Annotated in this window: 20 protein-coding genes; 9 read left to right on the top strand and 11 right to left on the bottom strand. The window is 65.9% G+C overall.

Annotated elements, in window-relative coordinates:
• Positions 1-3: 3 nt before the first annotated feature.
• The 11 genes from atzF to RPPS3_RS07380 form a co-directional block, all read right to left on the bottom strand.
• Entirely contained in the window at positions 4-1,809 is a 1,806-nt protein-coding gene (gene atzF / locus RPPS3_RS07325) for an allophanate hydrolase (protein ID WP_107343496.1), read from the bottom strand.
• Positions 1,806-2,552, bottom strand: coding sequence for a GntR family transcriptional regulator (locus tag RPPS3_RS07330; protein WP_234820132.1), 747 nt, complete (start codon positions 2,550-2,552; stop codon positions 1,806-1,808). The genes atzF and RPPS3_RS07330 overlap by 4 nt, the downstream gene beginning before the upstream one ends.
• A complete protein-coding gene (gene hpxZ / locus RPPS3_RS07335; protein WP_107343497.1) occupies positions 2,549-2,944 on the bottom strand; it encodes an oxalurate catabolism protein HpxZ in 396 nt (131 codons plus the stop codon). The genes RPPS3_RS07330 and hpxZ overlap by 4 nt, the downstream gene beginning before the upstream one ends.
• A gap of 2 nt (positions 2,945-2,946) precedes the next feature.
• Entirely contained in the window at positions 2,947-4,338 is a 1,392-nt protein-coding gene (locus RPPS3_RS07340; protein WP_199852197.1) for an AtzE family amidohydrolase, read from the bottom strand.
• Between the two features lie 13 nt (positions 4,339-4,351).
• A complete protein-coding gene (locus tag RPPS3_RS07345; protein WP_107343499.1) occupies positions 4,352-4,531 on the bottom strand; it encodes a DUF4089 domain-containing protein in 180 nt (59 codons plus the stop codon).
• A gap of 151 nt (positions 4,532-4,682) precedes the next feature.
• On the bottom strand, positions 4,683-6,506 hold the full coding sequence (locus RPPS3_RS07350) for a dipeptide ABC transporter ATP-binding protein (protein ID WP_107343500.1): 1,824 nt from the start codon (positions 6,504-6,506) through the stop codon (positions 4,683-4,685).
• A 194-nt stretch (positions 6,507-6,700) separates the two neighbouring features.
• A complete protein-coding gene (locus RPPS3_RS07360) occupies positions 6,701-7,612 on the bottom strand; it encodes an ABC transporter permease (RefSeq protein WP_107346486.1) in 912 nt (303 codons plus the stop codon).
• Between the two features lie 10 nt (positions 7,613-7,622).
• The gene (locus tag RPPS3_RS07365; protein WP_107343501.1) at positions 7,623-8,636 is read right to left on the bottom strand and encodes an ABC transporter permease; all 1,014 of its coding nucleotides are present in this window, start codon (positions 8,634-8,636) and stop codon (positions 7,623-7,625) included.
• Between the two features lie 179 nt (positions 8,637-8,815).
• Positions 8,816-10,435, bottom strand: a complete 1,620-nt coding sequence (locus RPPS3_RS07370) for an ABC transporter substrate-binding protein (RefSeq protein WP_107343502.1) — start codon at positions 10,433-10,435, stop codon at positions 8,816-8,818.
• A gap of 375 nt (positions 10,436-10,810) precedes the next feature.
• Entirely contained in the window at positions 10,811-11,275 is a 465-nt protein-coding gene (locus tag RPPS3_RS07375; protein WP_011157035.1) for a hypothetical protein, read from the bottom strand.
• A 254-nt stretch (positions 11,276-11,529) separates the two neighbouring features.
• Positions 11,530-11,769, bottom strand: a complete 240-nt coding sequence (locus tag RPPS3_RS07380; RefSeq protein ID WP_011157036.1) for a hypothetical protein — start codon at positions 11,767-11,769, stop codon at positions 11,530-11,532.
• 340 nt (positions 11,770-12,109) lie between these two features.
• Here RPPS3_RS07380 and RPPS3_RS07385 point away from each other — a divergent pair, with 340 nt between their 5' ends.
• The 9 genes from RPPS3_RS07385 to RPPS3_RS07425 all read left to right on the top strand — a co-directional run bounded on the left by RPPS3_RS07385 (position 12,110) and on the right by RPPS3_RS07425 (position 21,028).
• Positions 12,110-13,117 (top strand): ABC transporter substrate-binding protein, encoded by a 1,008-nt coding sequence (locus tag RPPS3_RS07385; protein ID WP_107343503.1) that lies wholly within the window; start codon positions 12,110-12,112, stop codon positions 13,115-13,117.
• Between the two features lie 46 nt (positions 13,118-13,163).
• Positions 13,164-13,979 (top strand): ABC transporter permease, encoded by an 816-nt coding sequence (locus tag RPPS3_RS07390; protein WP_107343504.1) that lies wholly within the window; start codon positions 13,164-13,166, stop codon positions 13,977-13,979.
• A 4-nt stretch (positions 13,980-13,983) separates the two neighbouring features.
• On the top strand, positions 13,984-14,769 hold the full coding sequence (locus RPPS3_RS07395) for an ABC transporter permease (RefSeq protein ID WP_107343505.1): 786 nt from the start codon (positions 13,984-13,986) through the stop codon (positions 14,767-14,769).
• Entirely contained in the window at positions 14,766-15,827 is a 1,062-nt protein-coding gene (locus tag RPPS3_RS07400; RefSeq protein WP_107343506.1) for an ABC transporter ATP-binding protein, read from the top strand. Before RPPS3_RS07395 ends, RPPS3_RS07400 begins: the two co-directional genes overlap by 4 nt.
• A 24-nt stretch (positions 15,828-15,851) precedes the next feature.
• The gene (locus tag RPPS3_RS07405; RefSeq protein ID WP_107343507.1) at positions 15,852-16,682 is read left to right on the top strand and encodes a phosphodiesterase; all 831 of its coding nucleotides are present in this window, start codon (positions 15,852-15,854) and stop codon (positions 16,680-16,682) included.
• Between the two features lie 102 nt (positions 16,683-16,784).
• On the top strand, positions 16,785-17,180 hold the full coding sequence (locus RPPS3_RS07410) for a response regulator (protein ID WP_264075930.1): 396 nt from the start codon (positions 16,785-16,787) through the stop codon (positions 17,178-17,180).
• 130 nt (positions 17,181-17,310) lie between these two features.
• Positions 17,311-18,156, top strand: a complete 846-nt coding sequence (locus tag RPPS3_RS07415) for an alpha/beta fold hydrolase (RefSeq protein ID WP_107343508.1) — start codon at positions 17,311-17,313, stop codon at positions 18,154-18,156.
• Positions 18,157-18,505: 349 nt separating this feature from the next.
• The gene (gene pgm / locus RPPS3_RS07420) at positions 18,506-20,158 is read left to right on the top strand and encodes a phosphoglucomutase (alpha-D-glucose-1,6-bisphosphate-dependent) (protein ID WP_107346488.1); all 1,653 of its coding nucleotides are present in this window, start codon (positions 18,506-18,508) and stop codon (positions 20,156-20,158) included.
• A 177-nt stretch (positions 20,159-20,335) separates the two neighbouring features.
• Positions 20,336-21,028: an NnrU family protein gene (locus RPPS3_RS07425; protein WP_107346489.1), complete on the top strand. Its 693-nt coding sequence runs from the start codon at positions 20,336-20,338 to the stop codon at positions 21,026-21,028.
• The last annotated feature ends 26 nt before the right edge of the window (positions 21,029-21,054 follow it).

Genomic DNA, 21,054 nt, shown 5'->3' on the forward strand with positions numbered 1-21,054 from the left:
CGTTCAGCCGGTCGCCGCCAGATCTGCCATGTAGGCGCGCCAGCCGCCGAAATGCGAGATATCGCGGGCGCCTTCGATCGCCGCCGGCTCGGTGAGGAAGCCCTTCACCGCGGTGCCGTCGGCGAGCATCAGCGTGCCGATCGACAGCGGCGATGGGATTGCCGCGACGAACGAGCCGAATGCGGCCGGCGACAGCGCCCACACTTCCACAGCGATCGCAGAACCACCACCGGGCGCCACGCGCAGCAGGCCGGGCTTCGGCGGCACGGTGCCTTTCAGCGCATAGAGTTTGTAGTCCGGTGCGGTGGCGGTGGCCGACAGCAGCCGGCCGCCGAGTGCGGTCAGTTCCCGGTTCAGCGGCATGCCGGACAGATGCGCTCCGACCACCGCGATTGCGATCTCCTCGGGCGCATCACCGTCGGTGACGTCGGCGAGCGGCGGCTGGGACTGGCCGCTGGCGCCGATCGGTAGCGCGGTGTCGGCATGGAAGACGCGGCCGAGGCTGGCGAGTTCGGCATCGCGCCCGGCAGGCGCCAGCAGGGTGATGCCGAACGGAATGCCGTCGCTGCGGATCGACGCCGGCAGCGCGAGGCCGCAGAGGTCGAGCAGGTTGACGAAATTGGTGTAGGTGCCGAGCCGGCTGTTCAGCGCGATCGGATCGGCCAGCACCTGGTCGACTGTGTAGGCGGTCGGCGCGGTCGGCAGCACCAGCGCGTCGATGCCGGCGAAGCTGCGCTCGGCGATCTTGCGCAGCGCCTGCAGCCGGTAGAGCGCCGCGAAGGTGTCGGCGGCTGACAGCTTGGCGCCGGCGAGCGTGATCTGCCGCGTCACCGGATGCACCGCGTCCGGCTGGGTTTCGAGCAGCTCCCGGATCGTCAGAAAGCGCTCAGCCACCCATGGCCCTTCGTAGAGCAGCCGAGCCGTCTCGTAGAGCGGCTCGACGTCGATCTCAATCAGCTCCGCGCCGAGCCGCCGCCAGCGCTCCAGCGCCTCCTCGTATCCCCCTGCCGCGAGGTCATCGCCGAAGAACTGCAACTGACCTTTCTGCGGTACGCCGAGTCGGACCCGCGGCGGCATCGCCGTGACTGCCGCCACCGGCCGCTCGCGCGAGAACGGATCTTCAGCGTCCGGCGCCGTCATCACCCGCAGGGCGGTGATCGCGTCATCGGTAGTCAGCGCGAACACCGAGACGCAGTCGAGCGTGCGGCACGCCGGCACGACACCCGTGGTCGAGATCATCCCGAGGCTCGGCTTCAGCCCGACGATGTTGTTGAGCATCGCCGGCACCCGGCCGGAGCCCGCCGTATCGGTACCGAGCGACAGCGGCACCAGACCGGCACCGACCGCGACCGCTGAGCCTGAGCTCGATCCGCCGGGCACGAGATCGCTGCGCATCGCGTTGCGCGGCACGCCATAGGGCGAGCGGACTCCGACCAGACCGGTTGCGAACTGATCGAGATTGGTCTTGCCGATCACGATCGCACCGGCGGCGCGCAGCTTGGCGACCGCGGTGGCGTCGCGGGTTGGCTGATACGCAAACGCCGGGCAGGCGGCGGTGGTCGGCAGGCCGGCGACGTCGATATTGTCCTTCACCGCGACCGGCACGCCGTACAGCGGCAGCGATGGATCGCGCGCTGCCAGCGCAACCGCCTCGGCGATCGCATCGGCCTCGTCCCGCAGGGTGATAAACAGCGCCGGGTCGGCATATGCGCGGATGCGCTGATAGCAGCGCGCGATCGTCTGCACCGGGGTGGTGGTGCCGGCGCGATGCGCGGCGACGATTTCACTGATCGTTTCAAACTTGCTCATACCGACACCGCGTAAATTTCGTATTCGTCGCGCACCAGATCGATGTGATGGCGCATGGCCTTCGCGGCGCCGTCGCGGTCGCCGCGAAGGATCGCGATCACCACGCGGTCGTGCTCGGCGTGGGATTTCGCCAGCCGTCCGAGATTGCGGAACTGAGCGCGGCGGAACGGTTGTACCCGCACTCGCGTCGCCAGGGTGATCTCGGCGATGTAGTCGTTATGCGCGCCCGCATAGATCGCGTTGTGAAAGTGCTCGTTGACGTCGTGGAAGCGTTCCGGATTGCCCTGCGAGCTGAGCATCCGCAGCTCTTCGTGAATCGTTTCCAGCGTCCGGCGCTCCAGCGGCGTCATCCGCTCGGCCGCGAAGCTCGCGCACAGTGCTTCGAGTTCGGACATCGCTTCGAACATGCCGGTCAGCCGTTCGAACGACGGCTGCGCCACCACCGCGCCGTGATGCGGCCGCGACTCGACGAGGCCGCTGGCGACGAGCTGTCGTAGCGCCTCGCGCACCGGCGTGCGCGAGACCTTGAAACGCTGTGCGATATCGGTTTCGTCGAGCGCCGCGCCGGGTCGTAGCGTGCCGCGCACGATCTCGTCGGCAAGTTGGCGCCGCAGCTCCTCGGCGCGGGTGATCTTGATTGGAGGGGGAGCGGACCGCACGATCCGCGCGTCCGGATTGATTACTCCCGGCGGCGCGAGAGGCGACCTGGTTCGGCGTGAAGTCTGCGCATCATCGAAGCTCATGGCGACGCCCGCGGTTCGTCGATCATGCTGACATGGGCCGCGACGATGCGCCAGCCTTCGGCAAACCGTACCCAGGTCTGCATCTGACGTCCGACCTTGCCGGGCGCGTTGTCGCGGTAAAATAAGGTCGATGCGACCGCGGTGTCACGGCCGTAAGCCGTGATAATCGTCCGCGCGGTGGTACGCATCAGCCCGACCGGCGAGCGAGCGCCGCGGAACGCTTTAATCTCGTCGTAGCCATAGAGGTTTTCGCCGCCGCCATAGCGCAGCGTGCGCGGATCGTCGTGGAACAGCTCGTTGAGCGTGGCGACGTCGTTACCGACGAGCGCGGCCTCGTAGCGGGCGAAGGCATCGCCGACTTCGGCGACAACGTCGGGCAGATCGATATCCATGGTCAGAAATCCTTTGGTCGCGGCGCGCGGGCCACGCCGGCGCGCTCCAGCGCTGCGGCGACGCGCAGCGCGATGTCCTCGCGCCACGGCGCGGCGATGATCTGCACCCCAATCGGCAGCGGCTCGAGCGGGATTGGCGCGGCCACCACCGGCAGGCCGATGAACGAGATCGGCTGAGTGTGGATGCCGACGTTGGCACGCACCGGCAGTTCGACGCCATCGAGCGTGAAGGTGACTTGTCCGAGCTTGGGCGCCACACAAGGCGTTGCCGGGGCGATGATGACGTCGACCTTCTCGAACAGTTCGAGCACGCGGGCGCGGTACCAGCGCCGGAATTTCTGCGCCCGGTCGACCAGCGGCGCCGGCACCATCGCGCCGGCCAGCAACCGGTCGCGCACCGCGGGATCGAAATCATGCGGCTGCTGCCGCAGCCGGTCGAGATGCAGCGAAGCGCCTTCGGTCGTGCTGATCACGTAAGCCGCGGCGCGGGCGCGGGCGGCCTCCGGCAGTTCGACCGAGCGGGTGATATCGAGCGCCTTGACCACGCGGTCGACAGCCTCGCGCGCTTCCGGAAACAGATTGGCCTCGAAGTAACCGCCGGCCTTTGCGATCCGCAGGCCGTCGATGCCCCCCGCGAGCAGGCCGGACACCGGCTCCGGCGCCCGCGTGGTGCAGGCGGCGTCGCCGTCGTCCGGCCCCTGCATCGCGTCGTAAGCCAGCGCCAGATCGGCGACGCTGCGTGCCAGCGGGCCAAGGTGATCGAAGCTCGCCACGAACGGGAACGAACCGGTGCGCGGCAGCCGCCCATAGGTCGGCTTGAGCCCGAAGATGCCGCACAGCGAGGAGGGGACGCGGATCGAGCCATTGGTATCGGAGCCGAGCGCCAGCGGCACCTCGCCGCCGGCGACCGCCGCGCCTGATCCGCCGGAGGAGCCGCCGGTCATCCGGGTCGGATCGTGCGGATTGCGCGACGGGCCGTCGTGGATGTTCTCGCCGGTGAAGTCGTAGGCGTATTCGCCCATGTTGAGCGCGCCGATCAGTACTGCGCCGGCCGCTTCCAGCCGCTTGATCAGCGGCGCGTCGCTGGCGACCGGGCTGCGGTCGCGGTTGATCTTGGAGCCGGCGCGGGTGGGGAGACCGGCGACATCGAACAGGTTCTTCACCGCGAACGGCACGCCGGCGAGCGGGCCGACGCTTTCGCCGCGCGCGATCGCGGCATCAATGTCTCGGGCGCGTGCGCGGGCCCGCTCGGCGACGACATGGGTGAAAGCGTTGAGGGTCGGATCGGCCTTGGTAATACGGCTGAGTGCGGCCTCGGTGGCGGCGAGCGCAGTGGTGCTCCGGTTCGCCACGGCTGCGGCGATCTCGGCGGCGGTCATCCAGTCAGTGGACATGGTGGGGTCGATTTCAGGCACGGAACACGCTCGCAGGTTCGGTCTCGTCGGGAAGCGGAAATTCATCGACCATCCGCGCCAGCTTCAGCGAGACCTCGAGATTGGCCCGCACGGCCGGCTTCCACGCCGGATCAATCGGCAGCCCAAGCGCAGCAGCAACGGCGTCGATGTAGGAGTCGAGGGGATCGTTCAAAGCCAGTACCTTTCACGAGCGCTATAGTTCAGGTCGTCATTCCGGGGCGCTCGCGTGAGCGAGCGAACCCGGAATCTCTTGATCATCTCGGGATTCCGGGTTCGCGCTGCGCGCGCCCCGGAATGACCATGTAGAATTGCGCATCGCGTCATCACGTCACCGGCAGCGGCGGATGCGGGATCGCGGTGAGGAGTTCGCGGGTGTAGTCGTGCTTCGGGCTGCCGAGCACCTGCTCGGACGTTCCCTGCTCGACGATCCGCCCCGAGCGCATCACCACGACGCGGTCGCACAGCAGCCGCACCACGTTGAGGTCGTGCGATACGAACAGGTAGCTCATCCCGAGAGTCTGCTTCAGGTCCTGCAGCAGGTTCAGCACCACCGCCTGCACCGAGACGTCGAGCGCAGCAGTCGGCTCGTCGAGGATCACCAGCTTGGGCCGTAGCGCGATGGCACGCGCGATGCCGACTCGCGCCTTCTGGCCGCCGGACAGCTGATGCGGAAAACGGTCGAGCAGATCGAGCGGCAGGCCGACCTGTTCGGCCAGTTCCTCGCAGCGCGCCCGCACCGCGGCTCGGCCCTTGATGTCGCCGAGCTGCAGGATCGGATCGGCGATCGCGCGCGCCGCGGTGAAGCGTGGATTGAGACTGTCGGTCGGATCCTGAAACACCATCTGGATCGACTTGCGCAGCGGCAGCCGGGCGAACCGCTGCGGCAGGATGGTGCCGATCTCCTCGCCGTCGAACACGATGCGGCCCGAGGTCTGATCAAGCAGCCGCATCAGCATCATCGAGGTGGTCGACTTGCCGCAGCCGGACTCGCCGACCAGCCCGACGCTTTCGCCATGGCCGATCTGGAAGCTGATGCCGTCGACCGCGCGAAACACCTCCGGCTCCGGCGCCGGCCCGCGTGAGAACAACCGGCTCAGCGTCGCCGTCGCACCCTGGCGCGGATATTCCTTCACCAGCTTTTCGACGAGGAGGAGGGGGGCGGGGCTCTTCGAGTTACTCGTGTCCTCGTGCTCGCCACTCGCCTCATCGTCACCCCCGGGCTTGACCCGGGGGTCCATCGTCTTCGACCAAGCTTCTCCCGAAATGGGATGGATCGCCGGGTCGAGCCCGGCGATGACGCCTTCACGCGGAGCCGCGCCGTCTTCGCCCTCCGGCAGCAGTTCCCGCAAACTCACGCCGAGCCGCGGCGTCGCGCGCATCAGCTTCTTGGTGTAGGGGTGCTGCGGATTGGCGAAGATATCGGCCGCCGAGGCGGTTTCGACCACGCGGCCCTTCTCCATCACCACGACCCGGTCGCAATAGGCGGCGGCGAGACCGAGGTCGTGGGTGATCAGGATCGTCGACAGCCCGCGGCTCTTTGTCAGCTCGACGATCAGATCCATCACCGCCTTCTGGGTGGTTACGTCGAGGCCGGTGGTCGGCTCGTCGGCGATCAGCAGCTGCGGATTGCAGGCCAGTGCCAGCGCGATCACCACGCGCTGGCACATGCCGCCGGAGAGCTGGAACGGATAGGCGTGATAGCGCTCGCGCGGCCGCGCGATCTTCACCGCCTCCAGCGCCGCGATCGCCTTTTCGCCGCGATCGGTCGAGGTTGATTGGACGTGCTGGCGCAGCACGTCTTCGATCTGATCGCCGACCTTTCGGATCGGATTGAGCGCGGCGCGCGGGTTCTGGAAGATCATCGAGATTTCGCGGCCACGCAGGTCACGCATCTCGTGCTCGCTGGCGGCCTTCAGATCCATGCCGCCGAACATCACCGAACCTTCGGCGATCCGTCCGGCGCGGTCGAGGATCCGCATCACCGCGTAGGAGGTCACCGACTTGCCGGAGCCGGACTCGCCGACGATCGCCAGCGTCTCGCCTTTGCCGACGCTGATATCGACATGCTGCACCGCCTTGACGATGCCGCGACGGGTGACGAATTCGACCGTGAGGTCACGGACGTCGAGCAGGGGCTGGGTGGTCATCGCGGCATCTCCACATTCCAGTTGTCACCGCCGGGCTTGACCCGCCTGCGGGGCCGAAGCCCCTTCTGCGCGGCGAAGGCCCGGCGGTCCATCGCTCTTGGGAAGACGTTTTGCGAAGCGGGATGGATGGCCGGGTGAAGCCCGGCCATGACGGAGGCGTGCGGGGCGAGGGAAGCAGCTAACATGTTCATCGCTCACGTCCTCCGCTGCGGGTCGAAGATGTCGCGCAGGCCGTCGCCGAGCAGGTTGAAACAGAACACCGCGATCATCAGCGCGAGGCCGGGGAACAGCGCGATCCACCATTCACCGGAGACCATGAACGATGCGCCCTCCGCGACCATGATGCCCCACTCGGCGGTCGGCGGACGGACCCCGAGGCCGATGAACGACAGGCCGGCGGCGTTGAGGATCGCGTAGCCCATCGTCAGCGACATCTGCACGATCATGATCGGCATGATATTCGGCAGGATGTGCACCAGCAGAATGCGCATCTCGCTGTTGCCGGACAGGCGGGCAGCCATCACGAAGCCGGCCTCGCGGCGGACATTGGCTTCGGCACGGGCGACGCGGGCATACAGCGGGAAGTTCACGATCGCGGTGGCGATGATGATGTTCTGCACCGTGTTGCCGAGTGCCGCCACGATGCCCATCGCCAGCACGAACAGCGGAAACGCCATGATGGTGTCGGCGATCCGGCCGACGATGCGGTCCGTCCAGCCGCCGAAGTAACCCGCGGCGACGCCGGCGAGGCCGCCCATCAGGAACACCAGCACCACCGAGGCGACCGCGATGAACAGATCGAGCCGTGTCGCTACCACGACGCGGCTGAAGATGTCGCGGCCGAGCTGGTCGGTGCCGAACCAATGCGCTGCCGACGGGGCTTTCAGCGCCTGCGCGGTGTCGCTGGCGAGCGGATCGTAAGGGACGATGTAAGGTCCGAACAGCGCCGCGAAGACGATCACCACCAACAGGCCGAAGGCGAAGGCGGTGACGCGGTTGTCGCCGAGCACGTAGCGGGTGTGCTCGATGGTGTCCCGCAGTGCGGAGCGGCGCGCGGGCTTGGCGCTGGCGGAGGTTTCGCCGATCGGAGGGGCGACGCTGGTCATGGTCATGCTCCTAGCCTTCCAGCCGCACGCGTGGGTCGATCACGCCGTAAAGAATGTCGATTGTCAGATTGAGCAGCACGTACATCACCGCCATGGTGAGCACGAAGCCCTGCACCGGCGCGAAGTCGGACGCGATCAGCGCTTCGACCGCGTAGGAGCCGATGCCCGGCCAGGCGAACACCTTCTCGACCAGCACGTTGGCGCCGAGCAGGAATGAGAACACCATCGACAGCGTGGTGATCACCGGCAGCATCGCGTTGCGAAACGCGTAGGTCATCGTCACCTTGCGCGGCGACAGACCGCTGGCGCGCGCGGTGCGGACAAAGTCAGAGGCCAGCACCGCCAGCATCGAGGCGCGGGTCATGCGAGCGATCGGCGCCAGCGAGAAGATCGCCAGGGTTGCTGCGGGGAGCAGAAGCTGACTCAGCGCCGACCGGAAGGTCTCGAAGTCGCGCGCGATCAGGCTGTCGATCAGATAGAAGCCGGTGACGGTCGGCGGTGCCGAGTAGAACACGTCGAGCCGGCCGAGCGGCGCCGGGGCCCAGCCGAGCTTGAAGTAGAACACGTAGACCAAGAGCAGGCCGGTGAAGAACACCGGCAGCGACACGCCGGCGGTGGTGGTGACGCGGCAGAGGTGATCGATCCACGAACCCGGCCGCGTCGCCGCCATGATGCCGAGCGGGATCGCGATCACGATCGCCAGAGCGAGGCCGAGCAGCGTCAGTTCGGCGGAGGCGGGCAGGCGGTTCTTCAGTTCGGTGACGACGGGTTGGCCGGTGGTCAGCGACTCGCCGAGGTCACCGCGGGCGAGATCGGTGGTGTAGCGGACGAACTGTTCGGGCAGCGATTTGTCGAGGCCGAGCTTGTGCCGGATCTGCTCGATCGCCTCCTTGCTGGCCGCGGGCCCGGCGAAATACGCCGCCGGATCGCCCGGCAGCGCGCGGGTCAGCAGGAAGGTGACGATCACCACGCCGATCAGGCTCGGGATCGCGAACATCAGGCGTTTGCCGATCAGGGTGAGCATTGGATCATACCCTTAAGTCATCGCGTTAGAGAGCATTGCGTCGCTAAGCGCCGCAGCCTGCTCCCTCCCCTTGCGGGGAGGGGGCGGGGTGGGGGGGCCCAGGCACAGTGCCCGCGTCGCCCTCACCCCGGCCCTCTCCCGCAAGCGGGAGAGGGAGAAGAGGAGCGTCGTCGTCACGCTCAGCCCTTCACCATCGTCCGGTAGTCGAGACGGCGGTGGAACCAGTAGGCGAAGCCGGAGACGTTCTTCTGCATCGCGACGTTGAGGTAGGGCTGGTACAGCGGGACGCGCGGGATGTCGGTGAAGGCGAGGTCGACGAAGCCCTTGACGTCGCGGTCGTAGGTCGCGGTGTCGCCGGTCGCCGCGGCGATGCGGGAGCTGTCGATCAGCTTATCCATCTCGGGCGAGTCGTAGCCCATGGTGTTGAAGATCGACTTGCCGGAGTGATAGCACCAGTAGAAGAAGTACTCCGGATAATCGAGCCAGCCCGAGAAGATGTTGACGTAGAGCGGCATCACCTTCTTGTTGAGCTCGGTGCGCCAGTTGGCGCCGGGGATCTTGTTGATGGTGCAGCGGATGCCGATCTGCGCCAGGCTCTCCTGGATCAGGATGCACATCGGCTCGTTGACGCCGGCGAAGCCGAGGTCGAACGACAGCGTGGTGTCGAAGCCGCCCGCGTAGCCGGCTTCCGCCATCAGCGCCTTCGCCTTGGCCATGTCGGTGTTGTACTTGGTCGGCTGCGGCCACTTCACTTCGGTCGACTTGTCGGCGGCCGCGCCGAACATCGGGTTGGCGAGGCCGAACATCACCGCGTCGATGATCTTCTGATACGGCACCGCATAGGCCACCGCTTCGCGCACCTTCGGATTGTTGAACGGCGGCTGGGTGACGTTCATGCCGAGGTACTGGATGCCGTTCGAGATCGGCAGCGACACCACGTTGACCTTGCCGTCGCGCTTCATCTCGGCGAAGTCCTGGTTCGGCAGCTCGTAGGAGATGTCGGCATCGCCGCGCTCCAGCAGCGCCCGCCGGTTGCCGGCCTGCGGCACCATCCGCCAGATCACACGCTTGATCTTCGGCAGCGGGCCGCCGACCCATTTGTCGTTGCGCTCCATGATCACTTCGGTGCCGGCGGTCCACTTCACCACCCGATAGGCGCCGGAGCCGGCGGTGTTCTGCTTGGTGTATTCGAGACCCCACGGATCCTTCTCGGTGGCGTTCTTCTTCACCAGCTCGGAGTTGACGACGCAGGGCACGATCACCGCGAGATCCGGGATCGTCAGCCGGTCCTTCTTGAGGAAGTCGACCCGCACGGTGTGGTCGTCGACCACCACGAATTGCTCGGGCTTGGTCAGCGAGCCGGCGCTCATCTGGAAGGTCGGGAAGCCGCCGACGCTGACTGAGCGATCGAGCGACCACTTCACATCCTTGGCGGTGACCGGCGTGCCGTCCTGGAAGGTGGCGTTCTTCTTCAGCTTGAAGGTCGCCGACATGTCGCCGATCACCATGTCGTCGGCGAGCTCGCCCTTGAACTTGTCCTTGTCGTAGTAGGGAACGCCGCCGGGGCCTTCCTTCATTTCGTGGGTGATCAGCCGGTCGTAGCAATTCCACGACACCTCGTAGCCGGGCACGTTGGTGCCGACGCCGTGGATGTCGAGGTTGTTCGGGCCGCTTTCGGAGACGACCAGCAGAGTTTCCGACCGGGCGTCGGCCTTGGCGGCCGACCAGATCGCCGGTGCTGGCACCATCGCGCCGGCGGCGAGGGCTGTAGCGGACTTGAGGAAATCACGACGCTTCATATGCGGCTCCAAAAGCAACGAGGAAGTAGCTGATGGAACTGGTTCGCAAGCTTCGTGCCAGACGCTCAAATCTGCATAACCGTCTGAAATGTTGCTGTATTTTTAGGAATGGGGGTTTGGGAGGGTCGCGTCCGCCCCGCCCAATTGCATACAATGCGCAGAATTTGCACAAATAATGTGCAGTTGTCGTGCGGTGGATCGATGGTGGGCGGGAAGGGCCGCGCCGCACTGGCGCCGCCTGCGGAAGATCGGCCTTCAAAGGCGGCTGCGCGGCACTAGTCCGATGGTCGGGGAGCGGGAGCGGCCAAAACAAAAGCGGCGGGGAAATCCCCGCCGCCTGCGTCGTCAGTGGCTCGAACGATCCGCCAGAGGCGATCAGTTGATCTTGGCGCTTTCGTTGCGGACCTGGGTGTACAGCACGCTGTCGTTGGCCGGCTTGGCTTCGATCGCGGTGGTCGGGCGAACCACCGGACGGTGGCTGCGATACACTTCGAAAGCGTACCAAGCGGCGACCACGGCGGCGATCAGCGCAACCTGGCTCGGCGGCAGGATCAGCGACAGCGCGATCAGCGCGGTTGCGACCGTGCCGGCCTTCACGACGCTCTCACCGTCGTGGAACATGGCGTTGAAGCGTTCCCAGTTCTCGCCCTTCCAGAACGGAGCCGAGAACCGGTCGAGCGCGAACCGCGTCCACGCGCCGGCGAAGCCGAGCTTGCGCGCCCACATCAGATAGAGCGAGCCCGCGAAAGCGAGCAGCGAGACCAGCGCGCCGACCGGACCGGCGGCGTAACCGATGACCACGACCAGCGCGGCCGTGAATGCAATGATCCAGTATTGCATTGTGTGACCCTTTCACCCGCTTGGCGGGCGCCTTTCAGATTTGATTCGATGGCGGCGTTAGCCGGTGCATTATGGGCTGTTTTCCACAGCGGCGCCGCAAAAAATTGGCGCGTTAGTTATTCATCCGATTAGCACTTTGGTCAAAGGTAATTAGTTATGGCGCGCTCTGCGCCAGAAACGATCGCCGGGTGCGACAGCCTGCCGCGACCCGACGACCGTGCGCTGATTGTCGAGGATGATCTTACCGCAGAACGTCAGCGCGCGAGGCGGCTTTCGGCCTCGGCGATCTTGGCGTTGCGGATGCGCTTGGCGTCGCGGCTGGCCATGAACGGCATGCCGAGCTTGCGCGCCTTCACCTGCACTGACGACCGGGCGCGCTTCAGGGCGGCTGCCGCGCGCACCGCCGATGCGCCGCTGGCAATCAGCTCCTTCAACCGCTCGACCTGTTCGTCGTCCCACGGTCTACAAGCATTGCTCTTGGCGGACGTCGGCATCAGCAACTCCTTTCGCTGTCGGGCCCGCTCGCCGGTGGCTAGCGCGCGGGCAGGGCATTTGAAGGTTCGTGCGCGAACTCTGCGGCTGGCGGCTCGGTTCTCGATGGTCGCAGCACAGGCTCGGCGATCGGACTGGCCCGGACGCGATCAAGCCCTCGTCGGGAGGCCGGGCGCAGTCGTTCGCGTCTCAATCATTTGCAGCAGCGAAAGTTCCTGGTTGCGGCTCGCGGCACCTGTTACCGGCGCTGTCGCAAACCTGTCATCGGCGATCGATAGGGGGAGGGCACGCAGTGGCGGCCTTGCCGCCCGAGGCTGCGCTCAGTCGAAAACGAGGAAGCCGATGAAACTGGTCCGGTTGATGACCGCGCTATGTGCGCTGTCCGCATTTGCATCGCTGCAGCCGGCGAAGGCTGCGGATGTGATCTGCTACAATTGCCCGCCGCAGTGGGCCGATTGGGCGACGATGCTGAAGCAGGTCAAAGCCGATCTGGGCTACGACATCCCGTTCGACAACAAAAACTCCGGCCAGGCGCTGTCGCAGCTGATCGCCGAGAAGAGCAACCCGGTCGCCGACATCGGCTACTTCGGCGTCAATTTCGGCATGAAGGCGAAGGCGCAGGGCGTCACCCAGCCGTACAAGCCGGCAAAGTGGGACGAAGTCCCGGCCGGCCTGAAGGATCCCGAAGGCGAGTGGACCGCGATCCATTCCGGCACGCTCGGCCTGTTCGTCAACGTCGATGCGCTCGGCGGCAAGCCGGTTCCGGCGTGCTGGAAGGATCTCGAGAAGCCGGACTACAAGGGCATGGTGGGCTATCTCGATCCGCCTTCGGCGGCGGTCGGCTATGTCGGTGCGGTCGCGGTCAATCTCGCGCTCGGCGGCAGCGATCAGGATTTCTCGCCGGCGGTGTCGTTCTTCAAGAAGCTGCACGACAATGACGCGATCGTGCCGAAGCAGACCTCTTACGCCCGCGTCGTGTCGGGCGAGATTCCCATCCTGTTCGACTACGATTTCAATGCCTATCGCGCCAAGTACACCGAGAAGGGCAACTTCGCCTTCGTGATCCCGTGCGAAGGTTCGGTCGTGTTCCCCTATGTGGTCAGCCTGGTGAAGGGCGCGCCGGACGCCGATAAGGCCAAGAAGGTGATGGACTATCTCTTGTCCGACAAGGGCCAGGCGCTTTGGACCAACGCGTACTTGCGCCCGGCGCGGCCGATCGCGCTGCCGCCCGAGGTCAAGGCCAAGTTCCTGCCGGACAGCGACTACGCGCGCGCCAAGAACGTCGACTGGGCCAAGATGGAAGCCGCGCAGAAGGCTTTCACCGATCGCTACCTCGCCGAAGTCCGCTGAGCCGGTCCCTCCTCCCGGCCGGTCACGGCCGGGACAGCCCCAAATCATGAAGCACCGACGTTTCCTGTTGATCTGTCTGGCGCCGCTGGTCGTACTGACCGCGGCGTTCTTCCTGCTGCCGATGGCACGGCTGGTGGTGGTCGGCGCCGAGGGGCCGCAAGGGCCGGCCGGTTATCTTGCGATCCTCCTGGAGCCGCGCTACCGCGCGACGCTGATCAACACCGTGCTGCTCGCCGCCGCCACCACGGTCGCGACGCTGATCATCGCCACCATCGCTGGGCTTTTCCTACAGCGGCACCAGTTTGCCGGCCGCGCGGTGCTGATCGCGATGCTGACGTTCCCGCTGGCGTTCCCCGGCGTTGTGATTGGCTTTCTGATCATCCTGCTGGCCGGACGGCAGGGCGTGATCGGCGATCTGACGCGGCTCGCGACCGGCACCAAGGTGGTGTTCGCCTATTCGATCTGGGGGCTGTTCCTCGGCTATCTGTATTTCTCGATCCCGCGGGTGATCCTCACCATCATGGCGGCGGTGCAGAAGCTCGATCCGGGGCTCGAAGAGGCCGCGCGCTCGCTCGGTGCCAGCCCGTGGGCTGTGCAGCGTGACGTGGTGCTGCCGGCGTTGGTGCCGGCGTTCGTTGCTTCCGGCGCGATCGCATTTGCGACCGCGATGGGCGCGTTCGGCACCGCCTTCACGCTCGCCACCAATATCGATGTGCTGCCGATGCTGATCTACACCGAGTTCACGCTGGCGGCGAACTTTGCCACCGCGGCGTCGCTGTCGGTCGGCCTCGGCCTGATTTCCTGGGCGATGCTGGTGCTGGCGCGGTCGCTGACCGGCGGCACCGTGGCGGCGACGGGCTAGGCAGATGCGCGACCGTCTGATCTTCGCCGGACAATTGCTGTTCACGCTGCTGGTTGCTGCTTTCCTGGTGGTGCCGGCGCTGCTGTCGATCGCAGCGGGTGTCACGGCGAACTACTTCCGCGGCATTTCATCCGGCGTCACTCTGCAATGGGTGGTGCAGGTGTGGACGCTGTATGCCGACAGCATCGTGTTGTCCTTCGTGATCGCACTGGCGACGCTGGCCGTGACGCTGGTCGTCGGCGTTCCGGCCGCCTACGCGCTGCATATCCGCGGCGGCGTCTGGTCGCGGCTGATCGAAGAGGTAATCACGCTGCCGCTGGCGATCCCGGGCCTCGCAATCGCGCTGGCGCTGCTGCTCACCTATGGCGGCTTCGGTGAGTTCCGCCGGTCCTGGCTGTTCATTCTGGTCGGCCATGTGGTGTTCACCATGCCGTTTATGGTGCGATCGGTGATGGCGGTGTTCGCCACCATCGACATCCGCACCCTCGATGAGGGCGCCGCCTCGCTCGGCGCATCGCCGGCGCGGCGGTTCGTCGATGTCATCGTGCCGAATGCGATGCCCGGCATTCTGGCCGGCGCCCTGATGGTGGTGACGCTGTCGCTTGGCGAGTTCAATCTCACCTGGATGCTGCACACGCCGCTGACCAAGACATTGCCTGTCGGCCTCGCGGACAGCTACGCGTCGATGCGGCTCGAAGTCGCCTCGGCCTACACGCTGATCTTCTTCATCATGATCGTCCCCTTGCTGGTGGCGATGCAATTGCTCGCGGAGCGGGAGCCGAAACGATGACGGCGGATGACGGACATGGCGTGGCGGTCGAGGTCGCGGCCTGTGGCAAGACCTTTGCGGACGGCACCCGCGCGCTGGAGCCGGCAAGCCTCAGCATCGCACGCGGCGAAACGCTGGTGCTGCTCGGTCCGTCCGGCTGCGGCAAGACCACGATGCTGCGGATCATCGCCGGGCTGGAGAGCCCGGATACCGGCGGGCGGGTCTTGTTTGACGGCGCCGACGTGACCTCGGTGCCGATCGAGAAACGCAATGTCGGCATGGTGTTTCAGTCCTACGCGCTGTTTCCCAACATGACGGTGGCCGACAACATCGGCTACGGGCTCAAGATCCGCGGCGTCGCCAAGGCGGAGCGCGCCGCGCGGATCGCCGAACTGGTGGCGCTGACCAACATCGCCGGGCTTGAGCATCGGCGGATCGATCAGCTCTCCGGCGGCCAACGCCAGCGCGTCGCTCTCGCTCGCGCCGTGGCGATCCGTCCCGCGGTGCTCCTGCTCGACGAACCGCTTACGGCGCTCGATGCGGCACTTCGCGAGCGGCTCCGCGGCGAGCTCGACCGGTTGCTGCGCTCGCTCGGCATCACCACGATCTACGTCACCCACGATCAGGCCGAGGCGATGGCGCTCGGTGACCGCATCGTGGTGATGAGCAAGGGCGCGATCGCGCAGGTCGGCACGCCGCGCGAGATCTATTTCCGCCCGGCCACTCGGTTCGTTGCCGAGTTCGTCGGCGCCGCCAATATCATCGAGGCCGAGATCACCGATGGTGCGCTGCGATTGCCGGGCGGACACTGGCGCGTCGCGGGCAGCAATAGCCACAGCCGCGCGGTCGCGATGATCCGCCCGGAGACGATCCGGATTGCAGCGCCCGAGGCCGCGACGCTGCACGGCGTCGTCGCCAGCGTCAGTTTCGTCGGAGACCGCCAGCGCGTCGTAGTGTCCGGCGCTGCCGCGCGGCCGCTGGCGATCGACGCGCCGAACGCGCTGCCGATCAGGGGCGGCGATCGCATCGGCCTCGTGGCCGATCCCGAAGCCATCCGGCTGCTGCCCGAGCACCTGTGACGAACCAGAATGAGAAATCCGACCATGCCGCCGAAGCCGATTCTGATCGCCCAGATTTCAGACCTGCATATCAAGGCGCCCGGCGAACTCGCCTACGGCAAGGTCGACACCGCGGCGGCGCTGACCCGCTGCGTCGCAGCGCTGAACGCGCTGACGCCGCGGCCCGACCTGGTGGTGATCTCCGGCGATCTGGTCGACACCCCAAGCGCTGAGGAATACGCGCATCTCGAACGGCTGTTGGCGCCGCTGCAGATTCCGTTCGTTGCCGTACCGGGCAATCACGATTCCCGCGACCTGATGCGCACCGCGTTCGCGCAGCCAACATTCCCAGCCGAGGGACCGCTCAATCAGCTCTATCCCGTCGACGGGATCGATATCGTGCTGCTCGACTCCAATGTTCATGGCCAGCCGCATGGCGAGCTCGATGCCGGCACGTTGCAATGGCTCGAGGCTGTGCTGTCGTCGTCGGATCACCGGCCCGCCTTGCTGTTCCTGCATCATCCGCCATTCGCCACCGGCATCTGGCACATGGATCGCCAGAACCTTTGCAACGCCGCGGAGTTCGCAACCCTCGTCGAGCGCTATCCGTGGGTACGGCTGGTCGCTGCGGGCCACGTGCACCGCCCAACGGTGACCGGCTTTGCCGGGACTGTCGCGACGATCTGTCCGGCCCCCAATCACGCGGTGGCGCTGGATCTCGGCGAACAGCTCGCGCCGTCGTTTTGCGTCGAACCGCCGGCGTTTCACCTGCACGCCTGGTTCGCCGAGCGCGGCGAACTCGTCACGCATCAGGTCTCGATCGGAGCGTTCGACGGCCCGCATCCGTTCTTCGGCGCGGACGGCAAACTGCTGTGAAGCCGTAGGAACCCTGCGGCATTAACGACGCTGCGGGAATTAGGAACAATTTTACCGAGGGAAACCTCTCGGGCCCGGAACGATCAAGAGGCTAAGCCCTTGATGATCGGTCGGGACGGTAGAGGGATGACTGAGGTGAGCAGGAGACCTGTTGTGCTGGTGGTCGAAGACGAACCGCTCCTGCGCATGAACGCCGTCGATATGATCGAGACGGCTGGATTCCAGGTGCTGGAGGCCGGATCGGCCGACGATGCCATCGCGATTCTTGAGAAGCGCGACGATATCCGCGTGGTGTTCACCGACATCCAGATTCCGGGCTCGATGGACGGTTTAAAGCTGGCCCGCGCCGTGCGCGGCCGATGGCCGCCGATCAAGATCGTCGCCACCTCGGGACGGGTGCACGTGACTGCGGATGATCTGCCGGACGGCGGCCGCTTTGTACCAAAGCCGTACACTCCCGAGCAGATTACCGGATTGCTGCGAGAAATGTTGGCCTGAACTGGGATCGGGCCACGATGGCACTTGCCCGTGCGCTTTCCAAAATTTAATCGTATCGTTCTAGAAATAGGTCTTTTCGAGCTATCCTCCCGTCCCAGCTAAAGAATAAGGGAGGACGGACTAGGATATCATGAAACGGCCACTGATCATTTTCTCCCTGCTGAGCGTGGTCGCCGCCGCGGCGTACTTTTCATTCAGCCATTGGGCGATCAGGCACGAGACGCTGACCTTCTTCGACGAAGCGCGCGGTCGTCCGGTCGCGATCGATCTCGCAGTGCGGCGAGACGCCGAAATGAAGGCTGAGGCCGGAATGGTCACGCTGCCGGTCGCGGTGGTCAGCCACGGCAACACCGTCAAGAACACCGAATACTCGTTCCTGGCCAACGTGCTCGCCGCCCGCGGCTATCTGGTCGCCAGCATTCAGCACGATCTCCCCGACGACAAGCCGCTGATGACGGTCGCCGGCTCGCTCTATGTCGGGCGCCTGGCCGTGTACGAGCGCGGCGAGCAGAACATCTTCTTCGCCCTCAAGGAGCTGAAGAGGCTCGAGCCCAACGCCGACTACGATCATCTCACTCTGGTCGGGCATTCCAATGGCGGCGACATCTCGATGTTCTTCGCCCAGCAGCACCCCGAAATGGTGCGGCGCGTGGTGACGCTGGACAATTTGCGGGTGCCGTTCGTCACCTCCGGCTTCGCCAAGATCCTGTCCTTCCGCTCCAAGGACCCGCAGTTCAAGACCGACCCCGGCGTGTTGCCCGATGCCAAGACCGCCAAGGAGGCCGGCATCGAAATCATCGACACCGGCGCCCAGCATACCGAGCTGAGCGACCGCGGCCCCGACAGCGTCAAGGCGCGGATTCAGTCGACGCTCGACAAATTCCTGTCCGACGAGGGCAGCAGCAAGTTGCAGCCGCTCGACGTGCAGAAGGACATCAAGCGGATGTACAACGATCCGCGGGCGATGGGTCCGTAGCGCAGCAGCGCTGGCGTGTCCGATCAGCGCCGGTCCAGCAAATGAAAAGGGCCTCGCGCCGCCGACGCGGCCGAGACCCTTCCAGAATGCTGTTACTGCGCGCGAATTAGCGCCAGAACAGCGCCAGCAGAATGATGATCGGCAGCGGGATCCCGATCAGCCACATCAACGCGCCTTTTCCGAAAGTCATGTCTCATCCTCCAGTCATCCAACCTGGGGCGATAACCGTGTCACTCGCGAACTGTTCCGCGCTGGCGCCTTGGTTCGAACAACTCATCCGGATGCCGTCTTGACGGCCGACCCGCGGCGGGCGAGGGATCGGACCTGATCTGAAGTCATGGAGTGCAAGATGGCTGCGAAGGTGAGCCCGCTGGCGGGCAAGACCGTCGATCCGAACAGTCTGGTCAACGTTCCGCGGCTGGTGACGGCGTATTTCGCCGGCAAGCCGGACCCCGCGGTGGCGACCGAGCGGGTGGCGTTCGGCACCTCGGGGCATCGCGGCTCGTCGCTCAACAATGCCTTCAATGAGAACCACATCGTGGCGGTGAGCCAGGCGGTGTGCGATCATCGCCGCGCCGCCGGCATTACCGGTCCGCTGTATATCGGCATCGACACCCACGCGCTGGCCGAGCCGGCGCTGGTCAGCGCGCTCGAAGTCTTCGCCGCCAACGAGATCGACGTTGTGATCGACGACCGCGGTGGTTACACGCCGACCCCGGTGATCTCGCATGCGATCCTCACCCACAATCGCGGCCGCACCGACGGCCTTGCCGACGGCGTGGTGGTGACGCCGTCGCACAATCCGCCCGAAGACGGCGGCTTCAAGTACAATCCGCCGAACGGCGGCCCGGCCGACACCGACATCACCTCGGCGGTCGAGAAGGCCGCCAATGCGATGCTCGAAAACGGGCTGAAGGGCGTCAAGCGGATCTCCTACGATCGCGCCCGCAAGGCGGCTTGCGTGCATCGCCGCGACTACATCACGCCCTATGTCGAGGACCTCGCCAATGTGGTCGACATGGAGGCGATCCGCAGCTCGGGCGTCAAGCTCGGCATCGATCCGCTCGGCGGCGCCGCGGTGCATTACTGGCAGCCTATCATCGAGCGCTACAAGCTCGACGCCAAGGTGGTCAGCGACGCGGTCGATCCGACCTTCCGTTTCATGACCGCGGATTGGGACGGCAAGGTGCGGATGGACTGCTCGTCGCCTTACGCGATGGCGCGGCTGATCGGGATGCGCAACGACTTCGACGTGGCGTTCGCCAACGACACCGATGCCGACCGCCACGGCATCGTCACCCGCTCCAGCGGGCTAATGAATCCGAACCACTACCTGTCGGTCGCGATCGCATATCTGTTCGCGCACCGGCCGCATTGGGGCCGCGACGCCGCGATCGGCAAGACCGCGGTATCAAGCGCGATGATCGATCGCGTCGCCAACAAGATCGGCCGCAAGGTGGTCGAGACTCCGGTCGGCTTCAAATGGTTCGTCGACGGGCTGATTGGCGGCAGCTTCGGCTTCGCCGGCGAGGAGAGCGCCGGCGCCTCGTTCCTGCGCCGCGACGGCAGCGTTTGGACCACGGATAAGGACGGCCTCATCCTTGGCCTGCTCGCGGCGGAGATCACTGCGGTGAGCAAGGTCGACCCGGGCGAATTGTATCAGCGCCTCACCGCAGAACTCGGCGCGCCGTTCTATGCGCGGATCGATGCGGCGGCGTCGCCGGCCCAGAAGGCGCTGTTCAAGACCCTGACTGCCGAGAAGCTCGGCATCACCCAGCTTGCCGGCGAGCCGGTCACGGCGACGCTGACCAAGGCGCCCGGCAACGGCCAATCGATCGGCGGCGTCAAGGTCACCACCGCCAACGGCTGGTTCGCGGCGCGTCCGTCTGGCACTGAAGACGTCTACAAGATCTACGCCGAGAGCTTCGTCAGCGCCGATCACCTCAGCAAGATCCAACACGAAGCCCAGGCCGCCCTGAGCGCAATGTTCGCCGCAGGTTGACGCGCGACAACGTTGGAACCGGCAAGCCGGGCGATGTCTGCCAGATAAATTGTCATCGCTTCACTCCGTCATTGCGAGCGAAGCGAAGCAATCCAGACCTCTACGCACGACGCTGGATTGCTTCGTCGCTTTGCTCCTCGCAATGACGGACTGCGCCGCCAACGTGTGAGGTCGACCGTGTCCGGCTGGACTGAATTCGTCGCCGCCTTCGCCGTGTTCCTGCTCAGCCACGCGATTCCGGCGCGGCCGGCGGTGCGGACGAGGCTGGTCGGTGCGCTCGGCGAGCGCGGCTTCCTGATCGCCTACAGCATCGAGTCGTTGGTCGTGCTGACTTGGCTGATCGTCGCCACCGAGCGGGCGCCGTTCGTCGAGCTGTGGCCGTTCGAGACCTGGCAGATGTGGGTGCCGAACCTGGCGCTGCCGCTCGCCTGCCAGTTCGCGGCGTTTGGCATTGGCGCCGCCAATCCGCTGTCGTTTGGCGGCGATCCGCGCAAACCGTTCGATCCGCAACACCGGGGCGTCGTCGGCATCGTCCGGCATCCGCTGTTGTGGGCGATCGGCCTGTGGGCCGGCGCGCATGTCGTGCCGAATGGTGACCTCGCGCATGTGCTGCTGTTCGGCTTCTTCGCGATGATCGCGCTGGTCGGCATGATGATCATCGACCGTCGCAAGCGGCGCCAGCTCGGTGCCGAGCGTTGGGCGGAACTTGCGGCGCGCACCTCGTTCTGGCCATTCGCGGCGCTGATCAGCGGTCGCTTCAAGCCGCAGCGCTGGCGGATCAGCCCGCTGCGGTTCGGCATCGGGATCGCGGCGTGGCTGTCGCTGCTGCTGCTGCATCCGTTGGTGATCGGCGTCTCGCCGCTGCCCTAACCGCCAGTCTCAGCCGTCATTGCTTC

The organism is Rhodopseudomonas palustris, from assembly GCF_003031265.1.
Lineage (GTDB): Bacteria > Pseudomonadota > Alphaproteobacteria > Rhizobiales > Xanthobacteraceae > Rhodopseudomonas > Rhodopseudomonas palustris_H.